At 70.3% G+C, this 13,992-nt stretch carries 7 protein-coding genes and 1 pseudogene; 6 read left to right on the top strand and 2 right to left on the bottom strand.

What is annotated here, in order from left to right:
• The first annotated feature begins 192 nt into the window (after positions 1-192).
• The 3 genes from N8I87_RS39845 to N8I87_RS39835 all read left to right on the top strand — a co-directional run bounded on the left by N8I87_RS39845 (position 193) and on the right by N8I87_RS39835 (position 6,247).
• On the top strand, positions 193-2,910 hold the full coding sequence (locus N8I87_RS39845) for an Ig-like domain-containing protein (RefSeq protein WP_263215818.1): 2,718 nt from the start codon (positions 193-195) through the stop codon (positions 2,908-2,910).
• Between the two features lie 313 nt (positions 2,911-3,223).
• A complete protein-coding gene (locus tag N8I87_RS39840) occupies positions 3,224-4,444 on the top strand; it encodes a metallophosphoesterase (protein WP_263215817.1) in 1,221 nt (406 codons plus the stop codon).
• 1,293 nt (positions 4,445-5,737) lie between these two features.
• Positions 5,738-6,247 (top strand): hypothetical protein, encoded by a 510-nt coding sequence (locus tag N8I87_RS39835; protein WP_263215816.1) that lies wholly within the window; start codon positions 5,738-5,740, stop codon positions 6,245-6,247.
• Positions 6,248-7,468: 1,221 nt separating this feature from the next.
• On the opposite strand, the pseudogene N8I87_RS39830 reads toward N8I87_RS39835, so the two are convergent.
• A pseudogene (locus N8I87_RS39830) lies at positions 7,469-7,912 on the bottom strand (SDR family NAD(P)-dependent oxidoreductase); the annotation flags it as partial.
• Positions 7,884-10,187, bottom strand: coding sequence for an FGLLP motif-containing membrane protein (locus N8I87_RS39825; protein WP_263215815.1), 2,304 nt, complete (start codon positions 10,185-10,187; stop codon positions 7,884-7,886). The gene N8I87_RS39825 and the pseudogene N8I87_RS39830, both read right to left, overlap by 29 nt.
• A gap of 786 nt (positions 10,188-10,973) precedes the next feature.
• Here N8I87_RS39825 and N8I87_RS44165 point away from each other — a divergent pair.
• From N8I87_RS44165 to N8I87_RS39810, 3 genes are read left to right on the top strand one after another with little or no spacing between them, the layout of a single operon-like run.
• Positions 10,974-11,402, top strand: coding sequence for an alpha/beta hydrolase (locus tag N8I87_RS44165; protein WP_317633534.1), 429 nt, complete (start codon positions 10,974-10,976; stop codon positions 11,400-11,402).
• A 54-nt stretch (positions 11,403-11,456) separates the two neighbouring features.
• Entirely contained in the window at positions 11,457-12,590 is a 1,134-nt protein-coding gene (locus N8I87_RS39815; protein WP_263216901.1) for a hypothetical protein, read from the top strand.
• Positions 12,587-13,756, top strand: coding sequence for a hypothetical protein (locus N8I87_RS39810; protein WP_263215814.1), 1,170 nt, complete (start codon positions 12,587-12,589; stop codon positions 13,754-13,756). The genes N8I87_RS39815 and N8I87_RS39810 overlap by 4 nt, the downstream gene beginning before the upstream one ends.
• The last annotated feature ends 236 nt before the right edge of the window (positions 13,757-13,992 follow it).

Below are 13,992 nucleotides of genomic sequence, written 5' to 3'. Positions count from 1 at the left end.
GCGTCCTGCTGGCGATACCGGCCGCCCGACGTGACCGATCGGTGGACCTGATTTCCGGCGTGCTCGGCCGTTGGCAGGACTTTCATAGCGGAACGTGACCGCGCTGAGTGCGCCGTGTGACTGCCACAGTCCTCTCGATCACAGAATGTCACCTCCCTGTCGTGTGACCGACGTGATCGAAAGGACTGACCCGTGGCACCCGCACTCCGCCGCAGACCGATCCCCCTCAGACGCCCGCTCGGCGCGGCCCTCGCACTCTCGCTGGCCGCCGGACCGCTGCTGCTGTCCGCCCAGGCCTGGGCCGACGCGCCGTCGCCGGTGAGCCAGAGCGCCGGTCAGAGCAACGGCCGGATCAGCGGGAGCGACCAGCCGCCCGACCGTACGGTTCCCCCGGGGCCGGTGGAGCCCGGGCGGGTCCGGCCGTTGCAGCGGGTCGCGAGCGTGAACATCATCGACGCGGACGCCGCCGTCAACACGCTCGGCACCTACGGCGAGCCGTCGATCGCGGTCGACCCGGCCAACCCGCAGCACATCGCCATCACCCGCTTCGGCCACAACCCCAACGACGAGTGGAACAACAACGCCGACCTGCTCTACAGCATCGACGGCGGCACCACCTGGACCGACCGGAGGACCATCCCGGCACCCCCGGGGATCGCCAACACGGCGGGCGGCCCGTGCGACCAGACCATCGACTACGGCCGCAACGGCCGACTCTACGGGACCTTCCTGACCTGCGGGGCCAACGCCCAGGTGGTCACCGGGTCCACCACCGACCCCACCCAGGCGACGTCGTGGCTCTGGAACGTCGACCCGATGACCAACATCACCCAGCCCACCACGAACACCCACCCCAACACCGACCAGCCCTGGCTGATCGTCAACCGCGACACCACCAACACGACCCAGGACAACGCCTACGTCGGCTACCAGGACCTCGGTGCTCTCCCGCGCGACCACGTGACCGTCTCGCAGCACAGCGCCAGCCCGGTGGACTTCCCCGCCGCCAACGACCAACCGGTGGGCAACGGCGCCGTGACGGGCGGCATCAACGGTGGGCTCCGCCTGGCCGGCGACCCGCGCAACGGCACCGTGTACGCGCTGTACCAGGAGGGCGGCGTGAGCACCTCCCAGCCGCACGCCGTCAACATCCGGCTGAAGCGGTCGACCAACGGCGGAGGGAGCTGGGACCTGGGCAACGCCACCGACGGCCTGGTAGTCGCCTCGGTCAGCAGCTACCAGGGCGACGTCGGCTTCAAGTTCGCCACGTCCAACGCACTGATCGGCGGCGTCCAGCACGCGGCCGTCGACCCGACCAACGGCGACGTGTTCGTGGCCTACGGCGAGGCCGTCACCGGCGGCCACAACCAGATCAGGCTGCGCCGGCTCACCGACGACGGCGCGGGCGGCCTCTCCGTCGGCGCCTCGGTCAACGTCTCCACTTCGACCGAGGCGGCGCTGCCCTCCGTCGCGGTGCTCAGCGACGGCACCGTCGGCGTCCTCTACCTGACCTCCGACGGAACCAACGGCAGCGCCTTCCCGATCGTCACCGCACACCTGGCCCGGAGCACCGACCACGGGGCGACATTCAGCGACCTCCCGCTGCAGACTTTCACGATCGCGAAGGACAACGGCGACGCCCGGCAGCGGTTCATCGGCGACTACATCCAGATGAAGGCGGTCGGCACCACCTTCTACGGCACGTTCACCGGTAACCTCAACGGCACCAACCAGACCACCCAGCAGGCGCGGGACACGATCTTCTTCAGCGTCCCGAAGCAGACCACCCAGTCGACGCTGACCTCCTCCGCCGACCCGTCCGTCTACGGGCAGCCGGTGACCTTCACCGCGGAGGTCGTACCGACCCCGGACGGCGGCACCGTCACCTTCCGGGTCGACGGCACCCAGCTCGGCAGCCCGGTGCCGGTGGACACCACGACCGGGACGGCCACCTCGGACGCGATCTCCACGCTGAGCGTCGGCGACCACACCGTGGACGCCACCTACAGCGGAGACCTCGACCACCTGGGCAGCACCGCGATGAGCCTGACCCAGACCGTCAACCAGGCCCCAGTCAGCACGACGCTCGCCTCCTCGGCGAACGGCCCGGCGGCCTTCGGCGAGCCGATCACCTTCACCGACACTGTCTGCCCGGCCCCGCCGAGCACCAGCCCGGCGCTGCCGCCGTCCGGCACGGTGACCTTCAAGGACGGCAGCACGGTGCTCGGCACCGGCACCCTCGCACCCGGCGGTGGCGCCAACTGCGCCCAGACGCAGGTGGGTTCCGCCAACCTGCTGCCCGGCAGCCACACCATCACGGCCCAGTACAGCGGCGACACCAACTTCCTGGCGGGCAGCCTGGAGAGCATCACCCAGCAGGTGACCTGCGCCGAGGTCATCACCGGTGACGTCCACGGCAGCGTCCGGGCGACCGCGCCGAGCACCTGCATCGTCGACGCCACCGTGCACGGCACCGTCCACGGCGCGGCCGGCGGGGCGCTGTTCATCGGCCACTCCACCGTCTTCGGCAGCGTGCACTCCTCGGACGGCACGCTGTTCGGCATGTGCGACAGCCGCGCCACCGGGACACTGCAGGTCGACCGCGCGAGCGGGTTCGTGGTCGTCGGGGATCCGGGTGACGACGCCTGCGCCGGCAACCGGGTCGGCGGGTCCGTCCACCTGCTCGACAACCACTCCGGCGCGGAGCTGATCGCCAACCAGATCGTCGGCTCGGTCGACGTCAACGGGACGACCGGCAGCGGCCCGTTCCCGGACGACACCCGGGCCGAGATCGCGGGCAACACCATCCGCGGCTCGCTGCACTGCACCGGCAACGTGCCGCCCCCGACCAACGACGGCAACCCGAACACGGTGCACGGCACCCGTGCCGGACAGTGCGCCAACCTCTGACCGGTAGGGCATGAGGGGAGAGGTCCGACTGTTGTTCGGACACTGTTGGTGAATGGCCCGCCTGGTAGATGTGGCCCCGGCGCGTACGTGTGCGCCGGGGCCACCAGGCAGGTTGGTCAGTTGAGGGCCTGGGCCTCGGCGACGGTGACCGTGAACGGCGTCTGGCGGACCTCGGTGAGGCCGGCAGCGGAGCCTTGCCGCCTCGCAGAGGACCCTTCGTCCCAAAGGGCCGGGCCCATGAACGCAACGTCCGGCAGCCCGAGGACGACCGGATACAGTGCGCGAGACGGCAGCCTGGTCAGGGAGGGGAAGCGTGACCGACACCAGCAACACCCGGCCCGCCGAGGGTGAAGCGCAAGTGCCGCGGCAGAGCCGACCGCACCGCCTGATGCGCTACATCCCCCTGATCGCCCCCGTCCTGCTGTGGGCCGTACCGTGCTGGGTGCTCCTGCACACCGGCCAGCACTGGCCGGTGCCCGTCACGCTCGCCGGCACCACCCTGTCCGCCCTCGGCCTCGTCGGTATGCCGCTCGCGATGGTGCGCGGCCACGGCCGACGCCAGCAGGACCGGGCGGCGATCATCGGTGACACCCTGCTGGGCACCAGCTGGGTCCTGTTCACCTGGTCCGTTCTGCTCGGCGTCCTCTTGCGGCTCGCCCTGACCGCGGCCGGCGTCGGCGAGAGCCAGGACCGGGCCCGAATCGTCACTTGGGCCGTCCTCGGCGTAACCGCCGTACTGCTCGCCTGGGGGTACGCCGAAGCCCGCCGCGTACCATGCGTGCGCGGACTCTACGTGCAACTCCCGCGACTGGGTGCTGGGTTGGACGGCCTCCGCGTCGTCCTCATCACCGACACCCACTACGGCCCACTCGATCGCACTCGCTGGTCGGCACGGGTATGCGAAACGGTGAACACTCTGGAAGCCGACCTGGTCTGCCACACCGGCGACATCGCGGACGGCACGGCCGAACGCCGTCGCGCCCAGGCCGCCCCACTCGGTACCGTGCAGGCGACTCGGGCCCGTGTCTACGTCACCGGCAACCACGAGTACTACGGCGAGGCCCAGGGCTGGGTCGACCTGATGGACGAGCTGGGCTGGGAGCCGCTGCGCAACCGTCATCTGCTGCTGGAACGCGGAGGCGACGCCCTCGTGGTGGCCGGCGTGGATGACGTCACCGCCGAGTCCTCCGGCCTGGCCGGCCATCGCGCCCACCTCGCCGGAGCCTTGAACGGCGCCGACCCCGACCTACCCGTCCTGCTCTTGGCACACCAGCCCAAGTTCATCGACCGGGCGGCAGCCCACGGCATCGACCTACAACTCTCCGGCCACACCCACGGCGGCCAGATCTGGCCCTTCCACCACCTGGTCCGCATCGACCAGCCCGCCCTCGCCGGCCTCAGCCGCCACGGCGCTCGCACCCTCCTCTACACCAGTCGCGGCACCGGCTTCTGGGGCCCGCCGTTCCGCGTCTTCGCCCCCAGCGAGATCACCCTGCTCGTGCTCCGCTCCCCACACCTGCCCACCTCGATGTAGCGCTGCACGGGCCGACACATCCGCTTGGAACGGCCCACTGACCGAGGATGCGGCGTCGACAGACTGCCATGGTGCGCGCGCCGCTCCTCGCTGCCGAGGTCCGCGGGACCCGACCGTGACTCTCCGAGCACCGACTTGGAGGTGCGACGGATCGCAGCGTTGTCCAATGACACCCATGCTGGCGCAACAAGTGGTTGTGACGTACTGGTCCGACGACAACTCGAACACCCGTGCTCGCCGACCGCAGGAACACGAGGGTCGTGCCTGCAGGAAGGCTCGACCTGTATCGCTCTGCTGGCCATTGCGTACTGACGGCACGGTGAGGCCGACACCAGGTCGGTCTCGGCGATGGGTGCTCCCAGACGCCCAACGGAGCCGCCGAGCCGCTGGTGGGCCGCGCCTGGCAAGGCCACCCCGTCCTCGTCGGGTTCGGCCGCCCGGCGCCGCGGGGCCCGTCTGACGGAGGATGCGCCGGGCTGAACTGCGTTCAGGTTCCCCGGGCCCGCATGCTCTACTCCCAGACGTGGGTAGCTCGAACATGGACTACCGCGGATCCGGCTTCTGGGTCCGTGATTACCAGGCTGAAGTCTGGCCGTACCTCCTGGCGCAAGAGGCGAAGGCCATCGCTGCCTCCCCCGGGTGACTCGTGCGTGCACGGAAGGACTGGGAGACCCGGGCCACCGTCGGCTTCATGGGCTTCGTATCGTACTGTCTGGACGAGCACCTTGGGTCGGACCCCGAGAGGGGCGCGCTCACAGTGCACCGGTCGGAACGTGCCTCGCAACGACTGCTCACGTCGGCTTCGGCGATCCCGAAGGAGTTCGTGAACTCGTTTGCTGGCGTGCGGCCGCGCCTTCGCCAGCCTCCTCCGCGGCGAACTCCCGCCTGGCTACGATCGGTGGGCACTCCGGGCGTCCTGCCCTCGCAGCGCTTCTCAGTCATCGCTGCCCCCACCAGGAACCGGCACCGTAGCGTCTCGAACCGGTGTGTGGAGGACGGGTGTCGCTGATCCGGAGCGTTGGCGATGGTGAACAGGTGACCTGATCGCCGGGTCGGCAGTCGAAGAGCTCTCAGATCCGATGAGGACAGCAACCCGGCACCGTGTCGAGGACGTGCACCTGTGGAGTCCGGTGAAAGAGTCGAGCCCCACGTACCGCCACACGACCAGCCAAGCCCCGCGCCACGATCAGCACACCTCACATGGCCGGAGCCGGCCGTCTCCGATGCCATCACCGGAGGAGGAGCACGCCAATGCGCCTTTACGCTCAGACACCGGCACGTCGGAACCGTCAGGTGCTCGCTGACCTGATCGCCGTGGCCCTGACGGCGGCCGCGGTGAAGTTCGCCCTGACTGTCCACGACGCGATCATGATGCTGGCCGAGCCGGGACGAAAGGCTCAGAGCGCGGGTGACGACCTCGCCTCCGGCCTCGAAGACGCCGCTGACGCGGCCTCGAAAGTGCCGTTCATCGGGGACACCCTCAAAAAGCCGCTCCAGTCCGCTGCCGGCGCAGGCACCGGTCTCTCCGATGCCGGCCAGTCGCTGCAGCACATCGTGGGTCAGGTGGCCACCCTGACCGCACTAGCTCTGATCGTCCTGCCGGTTGCCTTCGTACTGGTGTTGTGGCTCCCGCTACGCCTGCGCTGGATCAAGCACAGCGCCACCACCCGACACCTCTTCGAAGACACTGGCGGCGCCGACCTGCTCGCGCTGCGCACCCTCACCGGGCCGCAGCGCGACCTCGTCGGGGTCCCCGTCCCACCGGGTGGGCTGGCCGACGCCTGGCGCCGCGGTGACCAGTAGGTCATCTCCGACTTGTCCATGATCGCACTCAAACGGGCGGGGTTGCGGCCCTGACGGGCGGCGAGGAACTGTCCCACCACGCTTGCGGCACGGTGTCCTCGTACGGGTACTCACCGTGCTGCCCCTTGGCCGCCCACTGCCCGCAGCACAACCATCGCCCGCAGTTCAGATCCGTGCCTCGATGCTCAACCACTGACCGCTGGCTGCACCTTCCGCTTCCCAGCAGATGCCGCACGGCTTGTCCTCGGCCGGCTCGGCGCGCGCCGCAGCTGGGTCGGGGGCTCGGCGGGCCCGAACTCACCGTAGCTGCAGCGCACCTACGAAGCAGAGGGTTGCGGTGGTCCCCAGGAACGCGGCCAGTACCACGCCGGTGATGTCCGGGACACCGCGCCCGGCTTCAGGCGAACGCCGTTGACGCGTGAGCAGGAACCCCACAGCCATCAGCGCGCTTCCGCTTCCCAAGAGCACAAGGAGAAGCGGCGGGTAGAGGAGGAGCACCCCGAACATCGTCAGGAGCAGCCCCACGCCAACGAATATAAACGGTTGTTCAGTTGCTGCTTCGACCTGGGAGCTGAGCAGTGCCTCCGGCGACCCACCGGGCTGGTAGGACACCTCAATCTCATTCCATCCGAGCTCTGGACCCTCGAAGTCCGGGTCCTGCGACGGCGGTGGACCGTAGCTGAGTCGCCGTGTCCATTCACTCACCAAAGGCGGGGGAACCGTAATGAGTGCCTCTGCTTGCTGCTCCTGGCCGGCTGGCCAAAAACGTACCGCAAGCTTGGACGACTCAACTGCCACGACAGTGACCAGGAGCTCTTGGCGCGCGTCGCGGAAGCGTCGCCGGCGGCGTAGCCACGGCCATCCGATGCCAGCTAGCGCCAGCCCGATGGCTGCCAGCCCGGCGCCAGCCGTCCAGGGCATAGGGTTCTCCTTCAGTCCTCGACGAGCGGCCCGCACGACGACCTGGGGCTCGCCGGGGTGGGTACCGTGCGGTGATCTTATGCCGCATCGGTCGCGGCTGTCTTCGGCCCGATCAGCGCGGGCCGCAGCCGGATCAGGGGTTCGAGGACCGCTCAGCGCAGGCCGTGCAGGGTGCGCAGGCCGACGGGGGTCATGGTGAAGCCGCGCCAGCCGCGTGAGGCGCGGTCGAGGACGGCCCAGACGAGTGAGGTGCAGGAGTGCTCGCCGGGGAGTCGGCCGATGACCTTGACGCGGCGGCGGCGCCAGGGCGTGCATCATGCTGGACACGGTCACGATCCGCGCACCGGGCGTCGCGAGCAGCGCGGGGGCCAGCAACCCGGTGAGGGCGAAGTCTCCGAGGTGATTGACCCCGAACTGCGTCTCGAACCCGGCCGCCGTCGTCCGGTACGCCCGCGCCATCACCCCGCCGTTGTTGACGAGCAGATCGAGGCGGTCGTACGAGAACTTCCGCGCGAAGTCCCGTACGGAGCCCAGGTCTCCCAGGTCCAGCCGCCCGAACTCAATTCGGGCCACCGGAACTTCGCCCCGATCCGGACGACCGCCTCGCTCCCGCGCGGTGACGTACCTGACGTACCCGAGACCGCTGTTTGCTCCGGTGACGACGGCGACACGGCCGGTCTGGTCAGGGATGTCGTGAGCGGTCTGGCCGGACCGATCAGGGCGCCGGACTCCGCCGTTCCGCACGCGCGGCGAACCACCGCAGAACCAGGGAGAAAACCCAGGCGGCCAGAAACAGTCCGGTGGCTATGCCGACGGTCCACCAGCGCAGGTCCCCGTCGACCGCGAGATTCTTGCCCACTGCCGGGTGCACGCTGTTCAGCAGGACGTGGAAGAAGAAGGTCAGGCCGGTCAGGTAGAGGGCGAACCAGGCGAACTTGTTCCAGTCCTTCAGGTGTTGCCCGTCCATGCCGGACAGCGGGAGCAGACCGAACACCACCACCTCGATGCCGCCGACCACCGTCAGCCCCAGGGTGTAGGCGATCACATAGCGGAGGCTGCCGGGCGAGTCGTGGTGCCTCTGGACGGCCTGGACCAGGGGCGCGCCCAGCGCCCAGACGAGCACCGAGGCGGCGAGCACGCAGATCCCTCCGATCAGGACCGCCTGGCCCCTCGGCATGCCGTCGTCGGGGTCGGAGCGGCAGGCGCCGGCCACCATGTAGACGGCGACGAGGCCGTAGACGTACGGGACCGGGAACTCCAGGAGCCGGGACACCAGCGCCATCAGGGCCGCCAGCAGCAGCCCGGCGGGGACCACCCGCAACTCCGTGCGGATCCCGCCCCGACGTGGGTGGCGCAGGGAGTCCTTGGTCTTCTCATAGGCCACCAGGACCATCAGCATGCCCGCGACGGCGCCCACGGTCCTGACCGCGGTCGACGTGCTCAAGCCGGTCCTGGCGTCGGACCAGACGGCCAGGGAGCCACCAAGGAGCGCGAAACCGCACATCCTGGCCCAGCCGGGCAGCCTCGGTGACCGTACCTGCTGCCGCGCCCGGACCCGAGACCACCAGCGGCCTATTGCGTTGTCGGCCAACTGACTGGGGAAGGCACGTTCCAGGAGGATGATCAACAGCAGGAACCAGGCAGCCATCGCCACCGACCCGGCCAGATCCTTCAGCGCCCACGAGACGTCGGCCGGGGTGCGCAGAGCCTCGACGAGGCCGCGTGCCGGACCCGTTTTCCGGGGCCCGTGCGGGCTGTGGCTCGGCGACGGGATCGGGCCGGCGCTGTGGTCCGGGTCGGCGCTCTCTGTCGGGTCCGGAGTGCCACTGCTCTCACCCGTGCTGCTGCTCGAGGGCGACGGGGTGATCCGGCCCGTCTGCCCCTCCGGGTGGCTGTGTAATCCCAGGGGCAGCTCGAAGAGCGTCAGCCCGTCCACGGTGGGCAGAGTGATCTCGCCGGCCTTCTCCCGGTCCCGGCCCGCGCAGTCCAGGTCCACTTCCAGACGTCCCGTCAGATCGCCCGGAACGTGGGCATGGAGGTCGATGAACCCCCAGAGCCCCGTCCCCGTGTCACCCTGGGTCGAGCCCTCGTCCAGCCAGGTGTCCAAGCGGCGGCCACCGATGACGATGGAGCCCCGGGTGCACACCGCCGGGTAGTCGGTCAGGTGGATGGTGACGTCGTGGGTGTCCTCCGGTGAAGGGGTGACGGACGGAGGGTTCACGGTAAAGGTCTTCGAGTCCTGGACGTCCTGCGGGCTCTGGCAGCTCGCGGTCACCTCGTACCCGCCTTCCGTGGCGGAGGACGGGACCGTCAGCGTGGCGGTGAGGCTCCCATCCGCGTCGGGTGTGGCGGTGGCGGCGGGTTTCCCGTCCCAGAGGACGTCCACTCCCGCGCCCTCGTCACACAGGAAGCCCTCACCGTGAACGACCGAATTCGTCCCCGGGTCCCCGGAGTTCGGTTCCAGGGAGACCCGTGGGTCGGGGGCCTCCGGCGGCAGCACCTCGAAGGTGGCCTCGGCGACGGGCGCATCATGCGCGGCCGAGCACTGAGCCTGTATGCGGTATGCCCCGGGCTCGGTGTCCGCCGGCACGGTGACGTCCTGCCTGAAGCTCCCGTCGTCGCCGACCGTCACGCTCACCGGTTCCTGCCCATCCACCTCGAAGGTCAGCAGGCCGGCGGACTCCGGCCCCGCTGAGCAGTCGAAGTCCGTGCCGGTCATGGTGAACGACGTCGGCGCGTACACCTGTTGGCTCTCCGGCGTCAACAAGGGGTCGGTCGGCGGGGGCGAAGGAGTGTCGTCGTCCGTCTCGGGGTCCGTCGGTTCCGGGTCGGGTTGCGGACCCGAGGGGACCACCGTGGCCGACGGCTCCGGCGTGTCCGCCCGGACGCCGGTCGCCGCCCGTGCGCCGCCCCCCGCCGCGGCCGCGGACGGCACCGCCATCGTCATCGTCATCAGCAGCAGCGCCGCCGTGACCGCGCCCCGCAGCCTCCTCCCACGTGCTGATCCGGCCCGCCTCATGACCGTGCCCCCTCACGTCCGCACGGCCTCCCCACGCCGCGCCCCCTCGGCTCCACCACGTCAGACGAACGGGCAGCGCTCGGCCGTTTCCGGCTATGGGGGCGCATCATGGTGCGCTCCCCCGCTCGAATGACCCGCGCGCCTTCGGTGGTGCGCCCCCCGATCCGGCCTTCGCCGGCCGAGCGCCCCGAGACGTATGCACCCGATAACATCGCTCTCCCCCTTTGTGACCTGACACCCGCTCAGTCTGATTTCGGGTGGCTTCGGGCGCCTCCGGGCGATCCAGGCACTGTCTTGCGGCGATCCCCAACGAGCAGGGCGGAAACCTTGGTTGCGGTTCCACCCGGGCCTTGGATGATCAACATGAGGGAGTGGGCGAAAGGCGGACCTCAGTGACGGCCGAGAATGCCGAGGCGGAACGGACGCGGGTGCACAACCGACGGTGGATACCGGCCGGGCTGGGCGCGGCAGCCGCTGCGGCCGTCGCGGTGTGGGCCATGGTGGTGTCGTGGTCCGTGACCGCTCCGTCGTGGTGGGAGGAGGCGCCACCGCGGCTGGTGGGCGGGGTGATCCTGGTCGCCGGGCTGCTCGTGTGGATCCGTCTGCCCTGGCCGCGGTGCGGGCAGTTGATCGTGCTGGGCAGCGCCCTGTACTACGTGCAGTTCTTCCGGGCGGCCGACGGCGCGCTGTTCGCCGTCGGATTCTGGCTGGCGTACTCGTGGGCAGCCGTCGGCGCGCACGTGCTGCTGGCCCGGCCGGCTCGGCAACTCGATCGGCCGGATCTTCGTGGCCTGTTCCTACGTGGTGGCCATCGGAACGCAGATAATCCGCTACTTCGTCGACCATCCACAACCACCGTGGGCCCTGCACCTGCAGCAGCCGAGCAGCCTGTGGGGCACCATCGGCAGCTTCTGCGGCGCGGTGATCGGGGTGGGGCGATCGCACTCGCGGTGCGCCGCTGGCACGCGGAGGCGGCACCGGCGTCCGCGCCGCCGACTTTCAACGCTTCACGGTGTGTTACCCCCGGCGCCCCGGAGAGACCCCGTACGAGGGGGCCACGCGCATGGCGGAACAATTGGGCGGCAAGACCACGGTGAAGCTGACGTACAGGGCCAGGATCACGGCGCGTACGACCATCCCAGCTGCGTTGCGCCCGCCGCGGACGACTACCTGCTGAACGGCAAGATCCCCGTGGACGGGGCGGGCTGCTCCTGAGTGATGACGGGGGGATACACTCCAGCGCCGGAGGGGGATCACGGGGTGAGTGAGATGGACGAGGCGCCCGCGGCGCCTGGTTGGCTACGCCGGGCGCTGCCGCACAGCAGGCGCGGCCGGTTGCTGCTGATATCCGCGCTGGTGCTCGTGCTTGCGGGCACCGGGCTCGGTACTTGGGCGGCGGACACGTGGCCATGGCCGAAGGACCGCTACTGCTGGGGCGCCTGGGAAGAGGACAGCGGTCCGGACTTCCTCGGCGACGAGGCCTTCGGCGATGATGACGACGGGTCACGCACCGGCAGGGAGACGGCGCCTACCCGCGAGCGTCCGACCGGCAGTTGCGAGGTCACCATCGCCAGCGACTACAAGAGCAGTTACGACGGCGACAAGGTCACCACCGACCAGCAGGTGTCCGTCGAGTACAGCCCGGTCCCCAAGGCTGCGGAGGCCCGCCTCGCATTGGTCCAGGACGGTTTCCTGGGCGGTGACATGGTTCCGCTCCCGGACGGCCTGCCGGGCACGGTGAACGGGCGCGGTGGCCTGCTGGTGCTCCCGAAGTCCTGCGACACGCAGGACGGCCGGCCGACCGTCGTCACCATGCAAGCGTCCGGCACGTACGCCAACGGCTCGTACACCCAGAGCGATCCGGCCGACCTGGGCGGCGCCCGGCAGGCGGCGGTGCTGCTCGTCGCGGCGGCCAACCGCGGGATGGCGGCGGCCGGTTGCGCGCCGCACGAGCCGCTGAGGGTCAGCTCGCCGCTCTACGACCTACCGGACACGAAGGAGCGCGTCTTCAGCACCTCTGACGACGTCTGCGGCATCCGCGGCCTGCGTCTCGACACGGAGGACATCGAGGACCAGATCGGCGCGGTCACCCGCGACCTGCAGACGTGCAGTGTCCGTGGCGATCGCGACGGCGTGCCATACCTGGACCTGGCGATGGTCGCGCAGCCCCGGCTGGCCGCGGTGTTCGACGGCATCGCGGGCAAGCGGCCCGCGGCCCGTGGCTGGCGCGGCACGGGCACCCTCGGCGAGAAGCATGCGATCGTACGGGCCGACTGCGCCGGCCGGCCCGTCATCTTCTTGATGGGCGTCTCCACCGACCCGGGCCACCTCGCCGTCTTCGCCAACGCGGCCGCGGCCCGCCTGGGCTGCGCCCCCATCGCCCCCGAGGGAGCCGGCCGGTGAGCAGCACTGCGGACGAACCGAACCGATACGAGCAGTCCCTGCCTGCCGAGCGGGAAATGCTCAGCGAACGGCGCCTGCGCCGGTGGCACTGGCGCCGGCTGCTGCGCGGCCGGGTCCGGCCGCTGCTGGCAGCGGGTCTCGCCGGGATGCTGCTCGGCGCCGGCGGCATGGCCTGGCAGACGCAGGCCGGGCCGTTCGCGCCGGACGAGGTGTGCTGGGGCGCCCTGTCCCGCGACGACCTCGCCGCAACGTTCCGCAAGCCGGAGGACGTCAAGGCGGTCGAGGCTCCCGTGCTGCACGGTGGGCGATCCATGGACGGCCCCACCGGCAGTTGCCAGTTGACGAACAGCGACGGCGACGCATGGGCGCTCACCGCCCGGGTGCACCGGCTGGACGACCGCAATGGCGACGACGGCAAGTGGGCCGATGAGTTCCTCTCCGCCCGCCTCACCCCGCTCGGCGGCGGCCTGCTGGGCATGGCCTCGGACAACCGCGCCTGGCTCGCCATCCCGGACGGCTGCCTGGGGCGCCCCGGCGACCTCGACGGGCCGACCGTCGTGGACATCGCCGAGGGCAGCTGGATCACCGACCTGGAGCCGCGTACCAAGGAGCGGGACGGGATGGCCCGCATGGTCGTGAAGCTCGTCAACAAGGTCAGCGCGGACCTGGGCTGCACCGGCACGATCGCCGATCCGGTCGAACGCCTGCCGAAGGCCGCCCGCTACACCCGCACAGAGAAGCCGGACGCGCTCTGCGGCATCAAGGGGCTGACCCTGGGCAAGAAGCGCCGGCCGGACCGGTACCCCATGATTACCGACGGGCGCGGCCCGGTGCGCACCTGCGATCGGGACATCACCGGCTCACAGCCGAAGCAGCGCCTGATGACCGTCGAGGACCCGAGGCTGGCCGGGATCTTCACAAGAATGGCGCTGCACGAGGGCGACCGGGTGCGCTCCGCCGCCGGCTACGGCGGCCTCGGCCCCAACCTCGGCGTCTTCCGGGCACGTTGCCAGACGGGCGAGACGGTATTCGTCGTACAGGCCAACGAGGGCGGGGCGAGCGCGGACCTGCGCACCCTCTTCCCCCGCTACGTCGAGGCCGAGGCCGCCCGCCTCGGCTGCGGCCCGCTGAAGCTGGAACTGCCACGGCCGGGCGAAGGCCGCTGACTCCCACCCGGCCGCCGTGTCGTAAGTCGCCGCAGCTCCTGTCGGCCAGGGCGAGGCGGGGGCGACGGCGCTTCACCGTGCAAGCCGTACCGCAGGCCGCGACAAACTCACCAAACCCCAACGGACCGTACTCGCCGAACTCGGCATCGAATGGGCATGACACCGTCGATCAGCAGCAGAGACTCTGGCCTTCCCGCCGGGATTTAGCCGGCGGTCGGACTCGGGTCCGTGACTGC

It is taken from the genome of Streptomyces sp. HUAS 15-9 (genome assembly GCF_025642155.1).
Lineage (GTDB): Bacteria > Actinomycetota > Actinomycetes > Streptomycetales > Streptomycetaceae > Streptomyces.
The sequence above is the reverse complement of the archived record's forward strand: the minus strand, read 5'-3'. Positions and strand labels throughout refer to the sequence as shown.